Origin of the sequence: Paenibacillus sp. FSL R7-0345, assembly GCF_038595055.1 — a bacterium.
In the GTDB taxonomy this organism is placed as follows: Bacteria; Bacillota; Bacilli; order Paenibacillales; family Paenibacillaceae; genus Paenibacillus_AQ.
On the sequence record NZ_CP152002.1, the window covers coordinates 5,139,597 to 5,161,214 of the forward strand.

General features: G+C 49.5%; 15 protein-coding genes. 1 reads left to right on the forward strand and 14 read right to left on the reverse strand.

Translation table 11 applies throughout. The features are described 5' to 3' along the window. Positions 1-42: 42 nt before the first annotated feature. The 11 genes from NST84_RS22235 to NST84_RS22285 all read right to left on the reverse strand — a co-directional run bounded on the left by NST84_RS22235 (position 43) and on the right by NST84_RS22285 (position 16,081). On the reverse strand, positions 43-1,743 hold the full coding sequence (locus NST84_RS22235; RefSeq protein ID WP_342566491.1) for an ABC transporter substrate-binding protein: 1,701 nt from the start codon (positions 1,741-1,743) through the stop codon (positions 43-45). Positions 1,744-1,853: 110 nt separating this feature from the next. Further along, complete coding sequence (locus NST84_RS22240; RefSeq protein WP_342562319.1) at positions 1,854-3,620, reverse strand: sensor histidine kinase; 1,767 nt, start codon at positions 3,618-3,620, stop codon at positions 1,854-1,856. A gap of 25 nt (positions 3,621-3,645) precedes the next feature. After that, positions 3,646-5,217 carry a response regulator transcription factor gene (locus tag NST84_RS22245; RefSeq protein ID WP_342562320.1) on the reverse strand — a complete coding sequence of 524 codons (1,572 nt, stop codon included), beginning with the start codon at positions 5,215-5,217 and terminating at the stop codon, positions 3,646-3,648. 219 nt (positions 5,218-5,436) lie between these two features. Continuing rightward, positions 5,437-7,044 carry a response regulator gene (locus NST84_RS22250; RefSeq protein WP_342566492.1) on the reverse strand — a complete coding sequence of 536 codons (1,608 nt, stop codon included), beginning with the start codon at positions 7,042-7,044 and terminating at the stop codon, positions 5,437-5,439. Next, the gene (locus tag NST84_RS22255; RefSeq protein ID WP_342562321.1) at positions 7,022-8,701 is read right to left on the reverse strand and encodes a sensor histidine kinase; all 1,680 of its coding nucleotides are present in this window, start codon (positions 8,699-8,701) and stop codon (positions 7,022-7,024) included. Before NST84_RS22255 ends, NST84_RS22250 begins: the two co-directional genes overlap by 23 nt. A gap of 90 nt (positions 8,702-8,791) precedes the next feature. Continuing rightward, a complete protein-coding gene (locus NST84_RS22260; protein WP_342562322.1) occupies positions 8,792-10,495 on the reverse strand; it encodes an extracellular solute-binding protein in 1,704 nt (567 codons plus the stop codon). A gap of 95 nt (positions 10,496-10,590) precedes the next feature. Beyond that, entirely contained in the window at positions 10,591-11,469 is an 879-nt protein-coding gene (locus NST84_RS22265; protein ID WP_342562323.1) for a carbohydrate ABC transporter permease, read from the reverse strand. Between the two features lie 18 nt (positions 11,470-11,487). After that, positions 11,488-12,408 carry an ABC transporter permease subunit gene (locus NST84_RS22270; protein WP_342566493.1) on the reverse strand — a complete coding sequence of 307 codons (921 nt, stop codon included), beginning with the start codon at positions 12,406-12,408 and terminating at the stop codon, positions 11,488-11,490. A gap of 256 nt (positions 12,409-12,664) precedes the next feature. Next, on the reverse strand, positions 12,665-12,919 hold the full coding sequence (locus NST84_RS22275) for an endo-1,4-beta-xylanase (RefSeq protein ID WP_342562324.1): 255 nt from the start codon (positions 12,917-12,919) through the stop codon (positions 12,665-12,667). 166 nt (positions 12,920-13,085) lie between these two features. Next, positions 13,086-15,032, reverse strand: a complete 1,947-nt coding sequence (locus tag NST84_RS22280; protein WP_342562325.1) for an alpha-L-arabinofuranosidase C-terminal domain-containing protein — start codon at positions 15,030-15,032, stop codon at positions 13,086-13,088. Between the two features lie 35 nt (positions 15,033-15,067). After that, positions 15,068-16,081, reverse strand: coding sequence for a cellulase family glycosylhydrolase (locus tag NST84_RS22285; protein WP_342562326.1), 1,014 nt, complete (start codon positions 16,079-16,081; stop codon positions 15,068-15,070). A 187-nt stretch (positions 16,082-16,268) separates the two neighbouring features. Here NST84_RS22285 and NST84_RS22290 point away from each other — a divergent pair, with 187 nt between their 5' ends. Then, positions 16,269-17,066, forward strand: coding sequence for a helix-turn-helix transcriptional regulator (locus NST84_RS22290; RefSeq protein ID WP_342562327.1), 798 nt, complete (start codon positions 16,269-16,271; stop codon positions 17,064-17,066). A 240-nt stretch (positions 17,067-17,306) separates the two neighbouring features. Here the strand turns inward: NST84_RS22290 and NST84_RS22295 are convergent, their stop codons facing one another. The 3 genes from NST84_RS22295 to NST84_RS22305 form a co-directional block, all read right to left on the reverse strand. After that, positions 17,307-17,774, reverse strand: coding sequence for a nucleoside deaminase (locus NST84_RS22295; protein WP_342562328.1), 468 nt, complete (start codon positions 17,772-17,774; stop codon positions 17,307-17,309). A gap of 134 nt (positions 17,775-17,908) precedes the next feature. After that, positions 17,909-20,182 (reverse strand): glycoside hydrolase family 3 C-terminal domain-containing protein, encoded by a 2,274-nt coding sequence (locus NST84_RS22300; RefSeq protein WP_342562329.1) that lies wholly within the window; start codon positions 20,180-20,182, stop codon positions 17,909-17,911. 24 nt (positions 20,183-20,206) lie between these two features. After that, the gene (locus NST84_RS22305) at positions 20,207-21,436 is read right to left on the reverse strand and encodes a PTS transporter subunit EIIC (RefSeq protein WP_342562330.1); all 1,230 of its coding nucleotides are present in this window, start codon (positions 21,434-21,436) and stop codon (positions 20,207-20,209) included. Between the last annotated feature and the right edge of the window lie 182 nt (positions 21,437-21,618).

The window sequence follows — 21,618 nt, forward strand, 5'->3', positions numbered from 1 at the left end:
CCATAGCAATGCTCCGGCCGCCCTTCATCTCATTTACTTGCTTTATTTGCCCATATCCACTTTCTTCTTCACTTGCTCGGTAGTCCATTTCTCATAGCCGGCTGTGTCCAGCTTGCCCCACTCCTTCTGGAAATCGCCCCAGATGGAATCAAATTTGTCCGGTGAGGACAGAACCAGCTTCGGATAATACTTTTTGGTCAGCTCATCTTTGTTGGTCTCCCACATCAATTCCGGTGAATTCTGCTCCTTTACAAAGCCCCATGCCGGATACCACGGACGATCAATCGGCTTGGCGAACATTTGGGTATAGGTCTGGGCTTCATATTTGCCGAGGATTTCTTTATCCTTATCGGTAAGGCTCATCTGGAATACCTCCGGCTGATAACCTACGCCTCTGGCATTGCCGTCAGAGAGCGTCGAGTTGTTGCCATAGCTCGGCCAGTTCCAGCTGTAATACTTAAACCCGAATTTTTCGTTAAAGGCCTCATCGATTTTGTTGATCTGCTCCTGGGTCCGGTAGTAGCGGCCTTCTTCATTGACTTCATAGGTCTCGCCTTTGATCCCCCAGGAGATAAGGATTTGATTTTCTTCCTTCAGCATGTTGTCAAAATACTGGATGATCCGCTCCGGATTTTTGGCGCTGACGGTAATACCGACCCCGCGGTTGGTAACCAGGCCGCCGGGACCGTCAACATAAGCATCGGCTATGCTTTCATCAAAGGTAACCGGAAGCGGGAAGTAGTTGTAGCCGTCGAGTGACGGGTCTTTCCGGGCCGCATCCTTCAGCAGATTCAGCGCAGTCTGCACCTGCCAGCGGTAATCGAAGAATCCGAGCACCTTATGGGAGGTCAGCTTGGCAATATATTGATCGTAGTTGTCGACGAAGGATGCCTTGTCAAACATCCCCTTCGAGTTAAGCGTATTTAGAGCCTGCAGCCAGCGTTTGGCACCGTCTGATCCGGAGTAGGTTGTGGCCTCGAGTGTAGCAGGGTCCACCATCACGTTGCCGTCATTCGGATATCCCAGCAGATGCATCGGCGGATTGGCGGTGGCAAAAAATCTCCAGTCATGGGTAAGCGACACCATCCCGGTCAGCCCTTCATCCTTATGTTTGGCCGCATAATTCTCAATCAGCTCCATGTACTGATCCAGCGTCTTGATCTTTGGATATCCCGCTTCCTCCAGCACCCGGCGCTGTACCCAGAACGCTGCTGTCGGTTCAGGATCCGGTACAAACTCGCCGACCTGGGCGGACATCGGCAGGAAATACAATTTGCCGTCTGCGGAACGCATCTGGTCAAGGTCGTCACCGTACACGCGCTTGATGTTCGGTCCGTACTTCTCGATCAGGTCATCAAGCGGAATAAACGCACCGGCGTTCAACACCTCTTCAATCGCCGCATCGGGAATCAGCACATCCGGATATTCGTTGGCGGCAATCATGGTTCCGATCTTGGTGTTCAGGTCGCCGACGAGAAACTCCAGCTTGAAGTTGGTGCCTGTCTGATCCTCCAGCATTTTGCCGATTGTCGTTTCATTGGTATTGCCGTCTTTAGATCCGGCAACGCCGTTAAAGATCGTATACGTAACCTTGTCCTTTTTGACCTCCTCAGTGCCGGCATTTGCACTGTTCGTGGAATCGGGCTTGCTGGTTGTTTCTGCACCGGCATTGTTCCCGTTGTTGCCGGAACAGGCTGTTGCCAAAGATGACAATAGAAGCATTGCAAGACTAAGACGAAGCATTTTTATTGTTTTCAAAGTCTTTCCCCCTCGTTATCAATTCCTTGCTCCTTCATTATAAAAGCGATTACATTCCCTGATTACCCTCAAGAATATAGGCCGTACTGTAGAAATTATTGTTCCTGTTCGCCTGGATCGGGTAAACGGGGAATGCGCAGCTCGATCTCTGTGCCCTGTCCGGGAGCGCTGTTCACCGAAAAATGGAACCCTGCACCGTAAATCAATTTGGCACGGTAGATTACATTTTGAATGCCGATCCGTTCGCCCATAATTTCATTGGTTTCAAGATAGCTGTACAGCTTGCCGATTTGCCTCTCGTTCATCCCTGTCCCGTTATCCCTGATTGTAAAAATCAGATTCCGGTCCTTCATCGAAATGGTAATTTGAATTCGTCCGCCTTGTTTCAAGGGTTCCAGACCATGAATGCTGGCATTCTCCACAAAAGGCAGAAACAGCATCTTGGGCAGCTTGCAGGCATAGGCCTCCGGCTGTACCTCAAGCGAATAGTCAATCCGGTCCTCGAAACGGTATTTCTGGATATCCAGGAAGCAGATGATAAACTCCAGCTCTTCCCGGATCGTAATCATATCCTTATTCCAGGTCAGCGAGCTGCGGAAAATCTTGGCCATGCTGTGAATCATGGCCGCTGTTTCGTTCTCGTCCTTCAGAAGACTGCGCATCCGGATTGTTTCCAGCGCATTGAAGAGAAAATGCGGATTAATCTGGCTTTGCAGCGCATTAAGCTGCGCTTTACTGCGCTCCAGCTCCAGGGATTTCTTTTGGATCTCGGCTATGTACACATCATCGATCAAGGATTTGATCTGCAGAATCATCCGGTTAAAGCCCAGACTGAGCTGGCCGATCTCATCCCGGAAATCGGTAACCGGAATCACTTCGAAGTTTTGGCTCCGCACCTTCTTCATATGCTTCAGGATTTTGACTATGCGGACATTGAAGGACCGGGTGATAATGACAATAACGAGGGTAGGGAGAATCATCATCAGACAGGCCGATATCAGAATGAAGTCGCGGGATTTCCTCACCTCCCGGATCACTTCGTTCTCGTCTACCGTTCCGACGATACTCCAGCCTTCCAGATAGCTGACTCCGCTGTACCGGCTTGAGAATTTGATCCGGTCGCTGGAGCGGATCTTACTGAAGGCTGTCTTGCCCGGCATCTTCCAGTCAATGGAGGAATCGGTGGTATACTCGATGTCGCCCGCAGGATTCAGCAGATAGACTGCACCCTGCATATTCAGATTATTAAAGATTTCGCCGATGTCGATGGTCTTGAAATCGATCTTGACGACCTTTTCCTTTTTCAGCCTTCCGGAGTAATAATCCATCTTCCGGATCAGCGAGAATTCTTGAAACCGGCCGTTTTCGCTTTCGGTCCGGGTAAAGATCGGATGGGAGGTGACCTTGGCCAGTGCCTGCCTGTACCACGTTTCTTTTCTTAATTCATCTGACAGGTAGCCGATGTTGCCCGAATGTAACAGGGTATCGTTGTCTACATAAATCGTCACGTTCTGTAATGAGAAGGATAGCGGGGTATAGTTGTTCAGCATGCGCCGTAAATAGGAGTCGTAAACCTCCAGATAATCGGCCGCATTGTCAAAGTTCCGGTCGAGAATTTCATTCGTGTTTAAATCGGCATAAAAAAAGGAAGATAGTCCAACGGCATTATCAACCTGCTCGCGGAAATCATTGCTGATCTGCTCGATGGTCCGGTCGATATCGCGGATCCGCTGGTTGCGCACATTTTCTGTTATGGCATTGTAGAACAACAGATTCGTAAGCACGATTGGAATAAACACGCACAGAAAATAGATTAATAGCATTTTGTTGCGCATCCTTATATGATTGAGCAGCCTGTCCACTTTCTTCCCCTCCTCCTTATGCAGCTTAGCGGCTAATGATGCGGTTGCGGTACTCGGTCGGTGTCATTTGCTCCAGCTTTTCAAACTGGGTAACAAAATAATCGGCGTTGCTGAATCCGACCTTCTGGGCAATTTCATAAATCCGCATATCACTTTGCCGGAGCAGGCGTTTGGCTTCTGTAATACGGAGCTGCTGCAGGTATTCATTGAAATAGCTTCCGTAGGTTTTCTTGAACAATTGGCCCAGATAGGCAGAATTCATATAAAACCTGGCAGCAATCTCCTTTAGCGTAATGGATTCATGATAATGTTCGTCGACGTAGCATTTGATCTTCTGGATGCCGCCCTTGCACTGGTTCTGGCTGAGCTGCCCCAGAAGTCCGGCCGCTTCCTGGGCAAACCGCATAAAGATGCGCGTAATTTCCCCCAGCGTGATGTTCCGGTCATACCAGCCTACTGCCGCCTCCAGATAAATCAGTTCCTTTTCGTCACCCTCCAGGGTATGGATCGATTTCAGAATGCCCAGCACACATTGGGTGACGGCCGCCTTCATCGCCTCCGGGGAGAAGCTCTTCTCCTGCATGAACTGAAACAGGCGGCCAATTTGTTCTGCCAGCATATCCGCATCGTTCTCTTCTACCGCATTAATCAGCTTACGGTACATTTCATCGTCCAAATGCCGGTAGTTCAGCATCCGGCCCGAAATATCCCCATACGTAATGACGGCCTGCGCCGGCAGGAGATATTTATGCTGCAGGACTTCCTTGGCCCCGAGATAGGAATGCTTGATATCCTTTAATGAAGGAACAGCAGGCCCGGCATAAATACGGAACGGACAGGAAAAGGCGGCTCCGATCCGGCCGGCAAGCTCAGTCAGGAATGCGCCGGTATCTCCGGCGAAGGAACGGGCATACAGATCAGGCACAAGCAGGCCGTACGTCTGATGATGCTCATACATTACAGGCTCAAACCCCGTTCCTGAGGCTGTATGCACAGCTTCGCGGATGCCCTTGCGCAGCATATCCTTGGCCGGAAGGACATACCCGTTCCAGGGAAGAATATCGTTCCATTCAAGCAGGACATAGGTAAACATCTGCACGGCTTCACCTTCCCAAGGAGCCTTCCAGGCAGCATCGCTCAAGACGTTCTCCTCTCCCCGGATCAGCGCTTCTATCCAGCTCTGGTCCAGACCCAACTGAGTACGGGCCTTGTGCCGCTCCTTTTCCTCCAGCCGCTCCTTCAGCTTGCCCAGCGTCTTTTCGAAGTCCTCCTGATCAATCGGCTTGAGTACATAATCGAAAGCACCGTAGCGCAGGGCCTGCCGGGCATACTCGAATTCATTATATCCGCTGACAATGATAAACTCCGTATCCAGCTTTTCAAGGACCGCGGCACGAATCAGGCCGATCCCGTCGATAACCGGCATCCGGATGTCCGTAACCACCAGATCGGGTTTGTGCTCGCGGATCATAGCCAGCGCATCCTCTCCGTTATCCGCCTCTCCAATCACCACATATCCGCTGCGCTCCCAGTCAATCATTTTGATCAATCCCTTGCGCACAAACAATTCATCGTCAACTATAAGCGCAGAAAACATGGCCAGCACCTCTCATTCGGGTATAGTGGGTTATCTTTCTTTTATGCTAACCTCAACCATGCTTCCATGACCAGAGTCTTTATCAAAAAGAGGGTAAAATCTATACTTTTCAGGGAAAGCACTATAATTTGTACGGGTTGACCAAAGCTTTATTTAAAAGTAAAAAGGCGCCGGTCCTCCATAACAGAGAACCGGCGCAATGCAGCGGCAGCTGCAGTCTTACAATTTCCCCCTATAATCCTGGGGGGTCATTCCGAATTGTTCCTTGAACACTTTTATGAAATATTGGCTGTTGGCATAGCCGAGCTGCTCCGATATTTCGTAGATCTTCATATCTGAATTACGCAGATTCTCCACGGCCTGCTCCATCTTCATATTAAGAATATACTCGCTGATGCTGACTCCGCTCACCTGCTTGAACAGTTTGGATACATATGCAGGATGAAGCGAGACGGAATCCGCTACGAATTGCTGGCTTGCTTTCGCCAGATTGGCTGCAATACAGCTCTGTATCTCTTTGATGATGTCCATCCGGTTATTTCGGGTGTCGCGTTCGAGCTTGACCTGCAGCGTATCCACCAAAGTCTCCCCCCAGCTGATCAGCTGGGATATGGAACGGAAGATCGTTTTATCGAGAAGCTCACGTCCAACCAGATCGGATAGCAGTGTATGATTTTTATGGGCTATGTAGTGAAAAGAGCCCAGGATCATGCTGCGGATCTCTTCAATATATTCTTCATTATAAGCGGGCAGGCTGTTGCTGAACTCTTTCATCTGCTGCAGTCTTTCTTTATAGCCCTGCCACTGGCCGGTCTCCAGCAAATGCATCAGTGTAGGAGAAGCATACAGATCCTTAAGCGGCTGTACGGGTGAGCTTTTATGCTTATCCGTCAGGGAGATGAAATAGCCCTTGTCATCGCCTACCTGCTGTCTGAGCGCAGACAGGGAATCCTCATACATGGATCGTATATGCAGCGGAAATTCCCCGGGGTACGACAATATAACTGAAATTCCGCCATTCAAATATTCGTTTACACTGCTGTGCAGCTGATGGGTGTTATGGGTCAGCTGCTTTAATATGATTTCCGGGTCCATAGCGGCCCCTTCAGTGCTCTTTACAAGAAACACCAGGTTCTCGTAGGCATCCCGGCAGTGCCATACCCTAAACCCTTCACCCAGCAGCTCGCAGGCTATATTCGTAACAGCATACTCAAAGAGCAGCTGGCTATCCAGCCCAAAATTCGTGAAATGCTCCTCCAGACGGATCAGAAACAGGAAAACACGGTCCTGCATCTGAAAGCTCAACTGATATCTGTCCAGCTTATCCTTCAGCCGCTCCTGCGGGTAGGATTTTCCCTGAATCAGTTCAAGCAGCAGCTTATCCTTCAGCGCCGGAAGATGCTCCTTGAAGGCTAGCAGCGCCTGTTGATAGGAGGCCGTTCTGTCGAGCTCAGTCTGAATCGTCATGATCGTGCTCTCCAGTGCAGAGCGCAGCTTCTGATGATCCAGCGGCTTGACCAGATACTCGACTACCCCGTGCTGAAGGGCTTCCCGGGCATATTCAAACTCTGCATAACCGGTAAGCAGGATGCACTTTATCCTCCTATGGGTCCTCTTCACTTGTTTTACCAGTTCAAGCCCGCTCATTCCCGGCATCGCAATGTCTGTAATGACAATATCCACCGGGACCTGCTCCATCAGCAGCAGGGCCTGGGCTCCTGAATAGGCTTTATATACTTTATCAATTCCGAATTCCTGCCAGGGGAAGGCAAGCTCCAGATCATCTACAACATATTGTTCATCATCAACCAGCAGTATCTGCAGAATAGGCTTCTGCCTCCTTTTCGATTCGTATCCGGTAACAGGTTCCTTCGGACGGAGCGGACTCCAGGGATAACCCCGAACGCTTGCCGAAGTACAGCCGCAGCCGCTGATTCACATTCCTCAGACCCGTCCCAAGCTGCTGATTACTGATAATGTTCTCATCCATATGACGGCGGATCGCACCCAGCTTATCCCTGTTCATTCCGGCTCCGTTATCCTTCACTTTGATAAGAAGACAGGAATCCTCCTCTTTCGCTGTAATGGAGATAATCCCCGGTCTTAGGCTCGGTTCAATTCCATGCTTAATGCAGTTCTCCACCAGCGGCTGAAGGGTCATCCTCGGCAGGCGGTATTTGCCCGCCTCTGCCGTGACGTCAATCTCGAAGATAATTTCTTTTTTACGGAGGTGCACCATATGTAGGTAATGCTCCACAAAATCCAATTCATCCTGAAGGGTAGAATCCGGCTGTTCAATTTTGTTAATATACCGGCAGTACGAGCCTAAATGAAGCGTCATAGCGGTCACAGCCTGATAGTCCTCAATGCTGGCCTTGCTCTGGATGAAATTCAAACAGTTATATAGAAAATGCGGATTGATCTGTGCCTGGTACTGCTTTAGCTTCGCTTCCTTGACTTCAATCTCTCCCATCAACACCTGCTCAATAAGCATTTGGGTATTGTCGGCCATCCGGTTAAAGGAATTTCCCAGCACCCTGAACTCATTAACCTGCAAATCAACGGCACGGCTCGAGAAGTCTCCCCTGTCAAACCTGTCAATGGCTTTGCGCAGCGTAATAACGGGCTTCTGTACCTGTCTGCGGAGCAGCAGCGTGTAGAACATAATGCCCACCAGTACAACCAGTACAGCAAAGAGAAACAGCCTGTTGTTGCGGTTAATCGGTTCAATGTACTGGCGTTTGGGATAGGCATCAATGAAATACAAATCCAGCATGTCCGACTTCATGTAGTTGATCAGGTACTCTGCACGTTTCTCATTCACGGAGAGGGTACCGCTGTCCCCGTTGATCCGGGGGAGCATGTACTGCAACAGCTCTTCCGGGAATTCCGTCCCGGTCTGAATAAACACCTTCTGTGAGGCATCATACAGAATCGGCGTGCCGGATACATATTGCCCCATCATCTTCACAAGATTCTCCAGAGAAATCCGGACTTCAATCAGCAGCGAGCTGATATGACTGCGCATAACATTGGAATAATACCCTTTACCGTCCTCATCCATGTGCAGAATCCAGCGGTTGAGACCCTGCTGAGGGGGCATAAAGGAGCTGAAGGAGAAAGACGAATCCGAGGATACCGTCTCTTCCTCATCCTCGTAATACAGAATAACGGTATTCTTCCAGGTAGTGGAGGCTGCGTTCAAGGCCAGCTTATCAATGATGGTCAGCTTCATCTCATACTTGGCATACTGATCCCCAAACTTCAAAATATACGGATATCCACGCACAGACTGGTCCTGTGACAAAATAATGGTATTTGTCAGCACCTGTTCAAATTGCGTGGATAGCTGGGAGGTCATAAATTCAACCTCGTACATTTTATTTTTTCTCAGCTCACTCTGGATGTCCTTAACATTCAGTCTGTATATGATCCAGAAGGCTCCCACAATAATAAGAAGCATCAGCATCAGAACTAAAGTCAACCACTGAAAGATAGATAGGCGATATTTCACATTGGCTCCTCCGAATGAAAGGACGGCCTTAGAGGCCGCCCTTCTCTCCTGTTTCTTGTACTACTGAATGGATTGATACCACTCATTGACCTCTTCGGTCACTTTGTCGCCGCCTGTAGTTTTCCATTTCTCTACAAAGGTATCGAATTCGTCCACCGGCGCTTTGTCATAAATAATTTTGTTCAGCACTTCTTTCTCCAGCTTCTCAAGCATATCTCCGCGGGAGAGCTGGGTTTCTGTAGGCGTACCTGTGAACATCTCCGGCATAACGCTGTCCTTCTGGTCGATGATAATCTTGGCCGCTTTGATCTGTTCAGGAATCCGCTCAGACAGATTCTTCTCATATTGATTGGACGGCTCTGCCCCGTCTGCCAGCTTGGCCAGCGTATTCATCATCAGATTCGGAATAATCGCTCCGTCGTAGGTCAGCGTATAACGGATTGCATCGACCCAGCCGCCTGGAATCTTATCACTGTCCTGCTCTTTTAGAACGGTTCCGTCCGAAGCAATATCATAGTCGTAGCCTTTGGCGAAGCCGTCTACGAATGTTGTGCTCTCCGGATTAGCCCAGTTGTCAAACAGATAATTCTGATAGACGAAGAAGGCGTCTTTATGCTCCATATCCTTGTTAATCAGAACAGCACCGGAGGCGATCTTCGTGCCGTGTCTGCCTACCTTGCCGTCTGGACCTCCAGGAAGCGGATAAGCCTTATACTCGGCATCCGGAACGTTCTTCTGCAGATCCGGGAGAGGCCAGCCAGTCATCCAGTAAGGACCGACAATAATACCCGATTTGCCTGCTGTGAACGCTTCTGTTGCTTTGTTCTCGTCATACAGACCGGATTCGGAGGAAATATATCCTTCCTTCATCCATTTCTGCATTGTCGCCAGCCCCTGCTTCATCTCAGGCTGCACAGAACCGTAGGCCAGCGTATTATCCGCCGTCTTGTTCCACTGGTTAGGCATTGCGCCGAACATACCAAAGATCCATCCGGCTTCAGACATCCATGTATTCAGGTTATTTTTGAAGCCTACAGCGAGTCCCGTGGTATCCTTCTTGCCGTTGCCGTCAGGATCCTGATTCGTGAAGGCATCAAGCACGGTCTCCAGCTCAGCGAGATTGGTCGGCGCCTTGAGATTCAGCTTCTTCAGCCAGTCTTCTCTGATATACATTACCGGGTCATTATTGTAGGCGTTTTCGAGAATCGGGATGCCCATACGTTTGCCATCTCTAATGTAAGGATTCCATACGCTTGGCTCTTCCGCCATCGCTTGCTTGTATACATCGGAGGCATATTTATCGAATAGCTCGCCGGCATCCGTGAATTGGCCGCTATCAATCAGATCGGAAATGAGGGAAGGGCTGCCGCGGAAAGAGATGATGTCCGGCATTTTTTCCCCTGAAGTGAGCATCAGCCGCAGCTTGGTTTCATAGGCGTTATTCTGGTCGCTTACGGTCCAGAGATATTTGATGTCAATGCCCAGTGTATCCTTGGCCCATTTGGTATGGACGTTATTCTCGATATTCTCGCCATTCTTGAATTTCAGGCTGCTTGCAATCGGAAATACTGTTGATATAGTGACAGGCGTGGTATATTTACCATTCTCGAAGGGAGCTGAATACATGGAGTCTTCATTTGCCGCCGGCTTGTCTTCTCCTTCTGCCTTCTCCTTGTTTGCATTGCCGCCGCAGCCTGCCAGAAGGCCGGCCAGCATGGCTGTGGATAATACCGCCATGGCAGAGAATTTCATTTTCTTTATCATTAATCTTGCACCCCTTTAAATAAAATTTAAGCATATTAAGTTTCTGAGTCAATCTTTTTTCAGCGCGTGCATCACCCCCTTTACAGGAAGGGCAGCTATTCTTTAACCGCCCCGAGGACAATTCCCTTTACAAAGAAACGCTGCAGGAATGGATAAACGATGAGAATCGGCGCCATTCCGATGAAGATCTGAGCCGCTTTGACCGTTCTTTGCGAGATGTTCTCAAGATCCTCCGGACGCACTGTCACCTTACTGAAATCCTGCTGGACAATGACCGACTGCAGGAAGGTAGCGAGCGGATAGTTGCGGTGATCCGTCATATAGAGCAGACCGTCGAACCAGGAGTTCCAATGCCCGACGATCGTAAACAGTGACAGCGTGGCAATCGCCGGCATGGATACCGGGAGATATACACTGAACAGTGTTCTGAAATGACCGGCACCGTCTATAAAGGCTGCCTCCTCCATCTCTTTGGGGACAGCCCTGAAGAAGTTGAGGAGCAGGATGATGTTCCATACCGAGACAGCACCCGGAAGAATCAGAACCCATATCGAATTCATCAAATGCAGCTTCTGAATCAATATGTACATCGGAACCAGGCCGCCGCTGAACAGCATGGTGAATACCAGAAGCCAGATATACAGATTCCGGCGTCTAAACCGGGCATTCTCTTTGGACAGCGCATAGGCTGCCAGAATGACTACCCCCATGCTAAACGCAGTTCCCAGCACGGTCCGCTGCAGCGTCACCCAGATGGAACGGATGAAATTCTCATTGGCTACGGTCTTGGTATAGGCGTCCAGTGTGAAATCCACCGGCCACAGACCTACCAGATTGGCGTTGGCTGCCGACTTTCCGCTGAACGATACAGCCAGGACATGAATGAGCGGAATCACACATAAGGCTGAGATAGCAATCATGAAGATATAGTTGAACACGGTGAAAATGCGGTAAGATTTTGTTTTATGATACATGCCACATTGGCCTCCATTCTAGAAAATACGGTAGTTAGCATATTTGTAGGAGATACGGTAAGCCGATACGATCAGCACAAAGCTGACAACGGATTTGAACAGTCCGACCGCTGTCGAGAAGCTGAACTTACCGTCCACAATGCCAAGTCTGTAGACAAATGTATCGATGATATCACCTTTGTCGAATACAAGTGCGTTATAGAGGTTAAAGATCTGGTCAAATCCTCCATTAAGAACGTTTCCAAGAGCCAGCGTTCCAACCACGATGGTAATCGGCAGCATGGCCGGCATCGTAATGGCAAGGGTCTGCTGCCAGCGCCCTGCTCCATCCACTTCAGCGGCTTCATAGAGAGCCGGATTAATTCCCGCCAGGGAAGCCAGGAAGACGATAGTATTGAAACCGAACTCTTTCCACACATCACTTACAACCACAACAAATCTGAACCAGTTCCCGTCACCCAGGAAAAAGATCGGCTGGATTCCGAACACACTCACCAGCACCTGATTGATCAAGCCCCCGTCTCTCGCCAGCAGGTCGGACAGGATCCCGCCCAGGATGACCCATGACAGAAAGTGAGGCATATAGACGATGGTTTGGACCGTTTTCTTGAACGCCATTTTTCTGATCTCATTCAGGAGCAGCGCGAACAAGAAGGGAACGATCAGCCCGGCGATCATCTTGAGTCCGGCAATAATCAGCGTGTTCCAGATAATCTGAACGTTCTCCGGGATACTGAACAGGTATTCGAAATGCTCCAAACCCACCCATTTAGACCCGCTGAACCCTAACCCCGGCTTGTAATTTTTGAAGGCAATTGCCAGGCCCGTCATCGGAATATAGGCGAAGATCAAGGTTAAGATCAAAGCCGGAAGGACCATCAGATCGAGACTAATCGTAGATTTCCATTTGGATTTTTTCCGGGGCTTCCCCGCATTCATATCCAGTTTTTCGCCTTTAACGCTGGCGGGCGTAACCAAGTTTTTCATGCTTCTGCTCCCCTTCGCTGGTCAACGTTGTATCCGTTTACTTTGTTTCTAGGATAATCATACCTAGTGGAGCATGGCAGATACATGATAAATACAGAACATCGATAACAATTTGATAACTATGAATACAGGATCTGTTAACAAAGAGCAGCGGTCCCCAATGTCGGAGAACCGCTGCCTTATGAATACATATTCTTTGCCGATAGATTTATAGATTTACTGATACACTATACACCTGGTTCACTATTACAGCGGCTTGAGCTTTGGTCAAATGGGGGCTTTTCTCATCCTGCACTCCCCAGATGGTAACCGAAGAGATCGTATCCTTATACTTCTTGTAGAATTCAAACAAAAGCGGTGAGGAAGGACTTATGCCCGTATCGACATCCAGCTCGGTAATTTGAATATCCGGACCGAGCTGCGAGAACAGCTTCAGGTTCTCCCGCAGCATGGGCCGGGGCATGCACAGGCAGCACCGAAACAGCGAGTAAGATCATAGCAAGACATAACCTTATCATTCGTTTACATATTTTTTAATTTAAGAAAATGAATGCAAACCCGGCCGCAAAAAAAAGAGAAACGGCAAACTGCCGCCCCCCTTATCTCATACTATGAGCTTCAGCGTCAGCTCACTTCAACCTGTAATCCATTTTCAGCACATGAAACGACTTGGGCCCTACCTCATAGATCATGTGGTTGGCGGTCTCAAGCGAAGCGCAATGAGGGGCGATGTTAAGCGGTGTCTGAATGGAGTTCACTTCTTCTTCCAGTCCCTGCATGACATATACCTCCCCGCGTCCGGTCAAGGTCATCTCCGTCTTCAGCTCCACCTGAACTGTACGCTCCAGCGTATTAACCAGCTTCACATAGATCACCTGCTCCGCTTCGTTATACGACACCGTGAACGGGATCTCTTCTTTCTCATTTACGGTCTGCAGCAGCTTCGTCCCCATAAGCGTACTGTACATTTGCTGCACATAATAACTTGGCGTTCCGTAGCTGCTCTCCCCGTCGAACCAGATCATGTCCGGAGACCACTGGGCGTAGCCCAGTCTGGCAAACAATGGGGCATAGGAGGCAAGCACCACTATATCGGCATTCCGCTCGATTCCGGTCAGGAATGCGGCTTCTGCAAGTGCTGCCCCCCAGCTGTTAAAGTGCGGCGCATTCATCCCATTGCCATAGTGACCCGCATATTCCCCGGCAAACACCCTGATATCTCTTGGGTAGTGATCATAGAAATGAACATTCCCGCACAGCCATTCGGGCTTCACATAGTAATGCTCATCGACGGCATATACGAAATTCGGGTTAGCCTCGGTTCGCTTGCGGTAATATTCCCATGCCTGGCTATAATGGACGGAGCTGATATCCGGGCCGGCGGAGCCAATGAGCTTTACGTAAGGGTATTGTGCATGAATGGCCTGCTCGAACAGCTCGTATCTGGTGAAGAAATCAGCATGCTCGGTCTCCCACTGTTCGTTACCAATTCCGATCATCTCCAATCCGAACGGCTCCGGGTGGCCCATCTCCATACGGAGCCGGCCCCATTCCGAATCTGCCGGCCCATTGGCGAATTCCAGCAGATCCAGTGCATCCTGAATATATTCCTTAAAAGCTTCATCATGTACAGCCACATGCTCTGTAGACTGGAACTGGCAGGCCAGCCCGACATTCAGCACCGGAATAGGCCGTGCCTTCAAATATTCGCACAAGATAAAGTACTCGTAAAAGCCGATCCCCAGGCTCTGATTATAATGGCTGTACACACTGGTGTACTCATTCTCCTCATTATTCCCGTGCATAGCCCAGCGGCTGCTATTGGACTTACGCTGCTCCGGGGCACCCACACTCTGTTTCCATTGATACCGGTTGTCCAGTGAATATCCCTCTACAATACATCCTCCCGGAAACCGCAGAAACCCGGGCTTTATCTCTTCCAGCAATTCAACCAGATCCCTGCGGAATAAGCCCAGTACAGCATCTGAGGGAAGCATGGATATGAAATCGAAGTATACTGTACCTGGTGTGTCCAGCCGGATGACTAGATCGCCATTAGTTACAGGTTCACTGCAGCTAAGCTGAGCCGTATAGCAAGTCCATTCCTCCGTTACCGCTGATGTAAGAGCAGCCTGCGCTTTGACCTTATTGTTTTTTTCAACAGCAACCTCAATTCCGCCTTCATAGCCCTCTGTTCTGGCATACAAGGATACCTGATACTGGACTCCCGGTTTAAGACAGATTCCATCGTAGGCCTTATTTGTAAAAGCATTCTGGGATTCTGCGGCAGTAAACTCCAGGTAATGGGGGTTGATCTCATTCTGGGGATGCGCCGTTTGAATATTCAGCCTTGCACCGCTTGCCCCTGCAGGATACGCGCTCCAGCCGTAGAGGCCGTCGTAGCTTTCGCTGAAGCTTCCCTTGTCGCCCTTGGCTTCCATGAACTCGAATGAACGGTTCTCCACCATCTCGGCATGAAGGCCGCCGTCCAGTCCGTAGTTGATATCTTCAAAGAAAAGGCCGATCATCCCCTTTTGAATAGATGCACCGGGCTGATCTGTAATTTTTATTTTCATAAGGTTACCTCACTTAAGGATTAGTCATTGGACGTTTACAAATTAGATATGATCTGAGGGGTAATGCCGCTGTCGTAACGGTCCGAGATTCCAAAGGACATGGATTTATAGGTCCACGCTGCCCGGCCGATATTGTATTGTTCAAAAATGGCATGGACATCCCTGTACCAGTTCACCACGCTTTGAGCCGGGGCATGTTCAATGACTCCGTATTCTCCGCAGTACAAATACACCTTCCGCTCTGCAGCTACATCGATCGCAGTCTGGATCAGGCTGCTGATGTACTCAGGCCCCATTGTGCTGACTCCCTCTCCATAAAGCCCGGATCCGAAAGCGCCGATGGCGGCTGAAGTGCTGCGGTACACAGCCAGTTCTCCCGGATATTCCATGCTGCTCTCCGGCATTTGTTCCACCCATTCTGCGCGCTGGTGAGTGAACAGGAACGGCTCATAGAAATGGAAGGTATACACGATATTCTCATCGTACGGCTGATCGAGCATCCCGAGGGTGTGCACACTGTTCCACTGAATCCCGCCGATGACGATTTTGGTTTCCGGAGCATATTTGCGGATCTCGGCAATCGTTCTCTGTGCCAGAGCATTCCAGCGGCTGCTGTCCTTCTCCACAATTTCATTTAATAATTCAAAAGCTACGGTATCCTTATGATCGGCGTAACGAATAGAGATTGCCTTCCACAGATTAAGGAACCGGAGCTGGAGCGCCGGATCGTCAAACAGGGAATTGGAGGCCACACTGTCAAAGGAGAACCCGGGTGTCTTATGCAGATCAATAATCAGATTCAGACCATTGGCAGCGCACCAGTGAACACAATTATCGATATGCTTGAATCCCGCGTAAGCTTCTGCATTCCCCGACTCTTCAATGACTTCATAATCCACCGGCAGCCGGACATGGTCCAGACCCCAGGACGCAATTGTTTCAATATCCTTCTCCGTAATAAAGGTGTCATAATGTGCTTGATGATACGGACACTGGGACAGCCAGCCTCCCAGATTAACCCCTCTTGAATAACCGCTCCATGCTTTCATAACCCATCATCCTCTCCGGCTTCCGCCTTCAGTGTATGCTGCTTATGCTATCTGTATTAAGCATAGATAACCCGGGCCGGCAGGACAATTACACATCGTGCGCAAGTACTAACCTATTGTGCAATCGCCATTTACAAGTCGGCCTGCATGCTTTTACAATAGATCTATCTGCTGACCGGAGGCTCTAATGAACATATACAATATTGGCTACAATCATAGCCATGACGCCGACTTTATCATCAACCGGCCACAAGGCTCCGGAGATTATATGCTGCTGCTGCTAAAGACACCGGCCGTCTTCGTCCTTGGAGGAGAGAGCCGGATTACCGGACCTGATTCTTTCATTTTGTACAGCGAGCATACACCTCAATTCTACCGGGCTTACGGGCCACAGTTCACCAATGACTGGTTTCATTTCCGGCTGGACGAGCAGGGTGATGAAGCGCTGCTGGACAGGCTGGCTATTCCCAAAAACGCAGTAATCCCTATCGGGGATTTGAATGAGCTGTCCATTATCATTAACAATTTGTGCTATGAGGTTTACTCCTCCAACCCGCATAAAGACGAGACAATAGAATTATATTTACAATTATTCTTCATTAAGCTGAGCAACCGGATCCATTCCGCCGAGAGGGAGGTCGGCAACACGCATTACAACAAGATGTCGATTGTCCGTACCAAAATCTATAACCAGCCCTTCCTGAACTGGACGATCGACGGGCTGGCCCACGAGTTGACCATGAGCAGGTCCTGCTTTCAGCACTTGTACAAGGACTTCTTTGGTGTAAGCCCGATGGCCGATGTCATTGCCAGCCGGATAGAACATGCGAAGTATCTGCTCGCCACTACAGATATTTCCGTCAAGAAGATTGCCGAGATGTGCGGCTATGCAAGCGAAATCCACTTCATGCGGCAGTTCAAGCAACAGCTCAGGCTGACCCCCTCCCAGTACAGGACAGACAGAACAAAGCCAGACCGCTTGTAAACGGTCTGGCTTGATTGGAAGGTTATATTAGCTTCAGCTTCAATGTCTTTATCTCATAGGGTGTAATTTCGGTTTCATAATGGTGGCCGTGATGGATATTAGGGAGAGGGCGTTCCATCAGGTCACATTCCTGCCAAGCTGCAGCCGGCCACTCCGTGCTTAGAGCCAGCTTACCGCGGCACCCGGTGAATTCATACAGCCTGATGATTATGGCATGCTCCTCTTCTGCACATCGCTATATTACCCCTTCTGATTCTGTGAAAAGTAATCAAAGAGTATTTTTATACTTTCTTCGCGTAATATACCTGCTGTAACTTCAGGTTGGTAATGGGAATGTTCAAAGACCATTTGAGAAGCATTGGCTCCCTTTTCACCCAGAATTTCATTTAAATCTTTGTCGCTGGCTGCATAGACCAATCGTCCCAAATGGGTCCATACAATGGCACCTGAACACATAAAGCAAGGCTCACAGCTTGAGTACAGTGTGTAGTCTTGTAAATCGGTAATATGCGTCTCTGTACAAAATCTTCTTAGCAGCCCTGCCTCTGCATGAAAAGTTGGATCGGTCAATGAATAAATCTGGTTCTCATTAGAGTACACCATTTCACCGTCTTTAACCAACACCGCTCCAAAAGGCTCGTTCCCATGTTCGACAGCGAGTGCAGAAAGCCTGATTGCTTCTTTCATAAACAATTCATCTTGATCCATTAGATTCTCTCTCCTTCATTGAAATTCCCTCATATTATACTAGTTTCGCAGGGTGTTCGGAACCACTAGCCTCAGCGCCGAATTCCACATTAAAAAACCTTGATTTCTCAAGGTTTTCTGGATTTATATTTTAATTAGTCCGCAGTCCGCACCCGCTCAACCCGTTCAATAAGCTCCTGAATCACTTCATCCGGTGAGCGCTCGTTCATCCAAGTCTGGCCGAACATCTGGAAGACCTTTATCATCGGGAAGTCCTCCCAGAAGCCGACAAACTCCTCGTTAAGATATACTTTGTCTGTGACATGCTCATTCATTTCATTCAGGCACTCTTCCAATACGGCTTTTGCGGCGGGGTCACTGATCCATTCGCTGAGAAGGCTGAATTTATGGAACGTGATTTCTTCCTTCCCGAAGTCACAGTGCAGTCTTCCCGTGATCCGGATGTCCTTGGACGAGCTGCCCAGCAGAATCTGGAAATATCCGGTGTCTGCAGCCCAGCGGTTGTATTTGGTATTGAAGTATGAAAAATCTCTCTCCTCCAGCTCAAAGACAATCGTCTGTTGTTCGCCCGGGTCAAGCTCCACCTTGGCAAAGGCCTTCAGCTCCTTCTCCGGCCGGGTCCACTTGCATTCTTCATCGTGTACGTACAGCTGAACGACTTCTTTCCCTCTGCGCTTGCCTGTGTTTGTCAGTTGAAAGGATACTTTGACTCCACTCCCGTGCTGCACCACTTCCAAGTCCGTATAGGCAAATGCAGTGTAGGACAGGCCGTGTCCGAACGGGAATTGCGGCGCCAGCTCCTTACGGTCGTAGTAGCGATAACCCACAGACAGGCCTTCGCGGTAATAGAGCTTGCCGTTCTCTCCGCGGATCCGCATATGCGAAGGGTTATCCGCCAGCTTCACAGGGAAGGTCTCAGACAGCTTGCCTGAAGGATTGGTATAACCGAACAATACCTCTGCTATGGATCTGCCCATGCCTTGACCCGACAGCCAGGAATGGATGACGGCAGGAACATGCTGCACCCATGGACGCATGACCAGCGCCGAGCCGCTGCTGGTTATCACGATACATTTTGGCTGAACAGCGGCCACCGCCTGAATCAGCTTGACCTGGTGCTCGGGAAGCTCGATGCCCTTCAAATCATGCATTTCGGATTCGGCATATTCCGGCTGGCCTACGAACAGTACAGCCACATCGGCGTTCTTGGCCAGTAATACACTTTCATTAATAAGCTCTTCATTCACAGAATCATCTTCCGGGTATCCGGCTGTATAGCTCACCGTAGCCAGAGTACCTGCCAGCTCTTTGATTTCCTCCAACGGGATATCGACTCTGGTAGGGGTTACCTTGGCACTGCCGGCCCCCTGAATTCTCGGCTTCACCGCAAAACGTCCGATTACCGCAATCGACGAAGCCGTTTCCGGCCGCAGCGGGAGAATCGCGTTATCGTTCTTCAGCAGCACGATGCTTTCGGCCGCCGCTTTACGGGCCAGCGTATGGTAATCTGCATCCACTTTTTCCGCAGTATTGTTTCCGGTAACCCGCTCAACCAGCTTCAGGATACGGCCTACGCTCTTGTCCAGCTGCGCTTCGGAAAGCTTGCCTTCCTGAACCGCTTCTACGATAGCTTTGGCATTGTAGTGGGCAGGGCCCGGCATTTCAAGGTCAAGTCCGGCCTTTAGCCCGCGTATCCGGTCATTAACGGCTGTCCAGTCGGACAGGACCACGCCTTCGTAGCCCCACTCTTCTCTGAGAATATCGTTTAACAAGTGCTCATTCTCGCTGGTATAGGTTCCATTCAGCAGGTTATAGGAGCACATGACCGTCCAGGGATCGGACTTCTTGATGATCCGTTCAAAGGCACTCAGGTAAATTTCACGCAGCGTCCGCTCATCGATTTCCGAGCTGGTCACCATTTTCTCAAACTCCTGGTTGTTGCCCGCAAAGTGCTTGACCGAGGCTCCGACGCCTTCGCTTTGGATACCGTTAATGAAGGCTGCGCCAAGCTCGCCCGTCAGGCAGGGATCCTCCGAATAATATTCGAAATTTCTGCCGCCAAGCGGTGTTCTTTTCATATTGACGCCGGGACCGAGCAGCAGCTCTACCTCCATTGTCTTGGACTCCCGTCCAAGCGCCACGCCTACCTCATGCAGCAGCGCTGTGTTCCAGGAAGAGCCGATCGCAGACCCTGTCGGGTAACAGGTTGCCGGTACATTTTCCGTGGTGATTCCCATCTCTTCATTACTGTTCGTCTTGCGGATCCCGTTGGTCCCGTCATACATATGAACTGGCGGAATATTTAGCCGCTCGATCCCTTTGGTCATCCACATATTCAGTCCCGCAACAAGCGAGGCTTTTTCGGTAAGGGTCAGTTCCTTCAACAATTCATCAGGTGATTTATTCATGCTGCTCCATCCTTTATCGTTTATTTAATTTTCCTGTTCCTTTTTCAGCTCCTGGGCATCATACAGCTTGAAGAACGGAAACCAGACCGCAAACACAATCAGCAGAACCACCGCCAGCAGAATAAGCCCGTTAAATCCGCTCATCAGATAGGTAGACAGCCCGATCGGGGTATACCACAGCTGGAAGATTTGGCTCGGAATCCGGACCAGCCCCATATCGAGGACAATATACACGAGAATCGGGGTAATCAGCCCGTTAATCCACATCGGAACCATAAGCAGCGGATTGAAGGCAATCGGTGCCCCGTACACAACCGGCTCGTTAATATTGAATAAGGACGGAAGGATGGTCGCTTTGCCGACAGACTTCAATTTTTTGGACCGGGCCAGCAGGAACCAGACCACTAAAGGCAGCGTCGCCCCCATCCCGCCAATACCCAGCCAGCCGGAGAAAAAGGTTTCGAATGTATTGATGTTGACCGGGTCCTGCCCAGCTGCGACGAGAGCTGCATTCTGCTCAATGGCAGGGATCCAAATGGCGTACCAGATCGGAGTCATCACCCATGGGCTTACACCGAAGGAATACAGCACCACGCCGATAAAGTTGAACAATACAAAGCCGGTCAGACTTTGACCCATGGCATTGATGGGCTCGAACACATTGACAATCAGTGCAAAAATATCGAAATCCAGCTGATAGACCAGAACCCAGCCTGTAGTTAAAATGAGAGCAATCGGCACGAGAAAATCAAACCAGTCCATAATGAACTCCGGAAGGGAGGAGCCCTTTTTGAAGAACGAAAATTTGTTGCACAGATTCATGACAAGCGCAACAAACACACCAACCAGAAGTGCCGTAATCATCCCCGAAGGCCCAAACCGCTCCAGAATAAACTGGATGGTACCGTCTTCATTTAGGGTCGGGTTAAGCAGCATCACGAAGAGGGATACCCCGCTCATACCCGCCAGCAGCTTGATTTTGTGACGCTCTCTTTTTTCCATGACGGTATACGGCGTTAAAAAAGCAATAAACAATCCCAACAGCCCGAAGCTAAAGGTCGTGATGGGTGTAAGATCCGGCATTCCCGGAATGAAATCCTTCAAGATTGAAATGAGTGTGATAATCGAGCCGATAAAAATCATCGGAATCGCCACCATAATAGCCTCCTGAATGGATGCCACCCAGAGATTATTCGTAAACGCCTCCAATCTAGGTGCAAACGATTCTGTCATCCACTTCATGAAACGCTTCATCTAAATTCCCCCTGTCTTTCTCTTAACTGCTACAACCCTAGTATAGAGATTAATGATACCGTTTTCTTGTTGTAACTTGCCGCATCCGGGTTCGTATTTTGCCTACTTTCCGTCTCTTGTACTAGCTTGTCTGCTTCTATTCAAAATAAACAACAAAAAACACCCCTTCATCAGAAAAGGGA

Excerpts from the sequence above, each read along its gene's own strand:
- NST84_RS22300 (WP_342562329.1), bottom strand. The coding sequence starts at position 20,182 with ATGAATAAATCACCTGATGAATTGTTGAAGGAACTGACCCTTACCGAA.
- NST84_RS22290 (WP_342562327.1), top strand. The coding sequence starts at position 16,269 with ATGAACATATACAATATTGGCTACAATCATAGCCATGACGCCGACTTT.
- NST84_RS22260 (WP_342562322.1), bottom strand. The coding sequence starts at position 10,495 with ATGATAAAGAAAATGAAATTCTCTGCCATGGCGGTATTATCCACAGCC.
- NST84_RS22245 (WP_342562320.1), bottom strand. The coding sequence starts at position 5,217 with ATGTTTTCTGCGCTTATAGTTGACGATGAATTGTTTGTGCGCAAGGGA.
- NST84_RS22265 (WP_342562323.1), bottom strand. The coding sequence starts at position 11,469 with ATGTATCATAAAACAAAATCTTACCGCATTTTCACCGTGTTCAACTAT.
- NST84_RS22285 (WP_342562326.1), bottom strand. The coding sequence starts at position 16,081 with ATGAAAGCATGGAGCGGTTATTCAAGAGGGGTTAATCTGGGAGGCTGG.
- NST84_RS22275 (WP_342562324.1), bottom strand. The coding sequence starts at position 12,919 with ATGCCCCGGCCCATGCTGCGGGAGAACCTGAAGCTGTTCTCGCAGCTC.
- NST84_RS22280 (WP_342562325.1), bottom strand. The coding sequence starts at position 15,032 with ATGAAAATAAAAATTACAGATCAGCCCGGTGCATCTATTCAAAAGGGG.
- NST84_RS22235 (WP_342566491.1), bottom strand. The coding sequence starts at position 1,743 with ATGCTTCGTCTTAGTCTTGCAATGCTTCTATTGTCATCTTTGGCAACA.
- NST84_RS22305 (WP_342562330.1), bottom strand. The coding sequence starts at position 21,436 with ATGAAGCGTTTCATGAAGTGGATGACAGAATCGTTTGCACCTAGATTG.
- NST84_RS22295 (WP_342562328.1), bottom strand. The coding sequence starts at position 17,774 with ATGGATCAAGATGAATTGTTTATGAAAGAAGCAATCAGGCTTTCTGCA.
- NST84_RS22270 (WP_342566493.1), bottom strand. The coding sequence starts at position 12,408 with ATGAATGCGGGGAAGCCCCGGAAAAAATCCAAATGGAAATCTACGATT.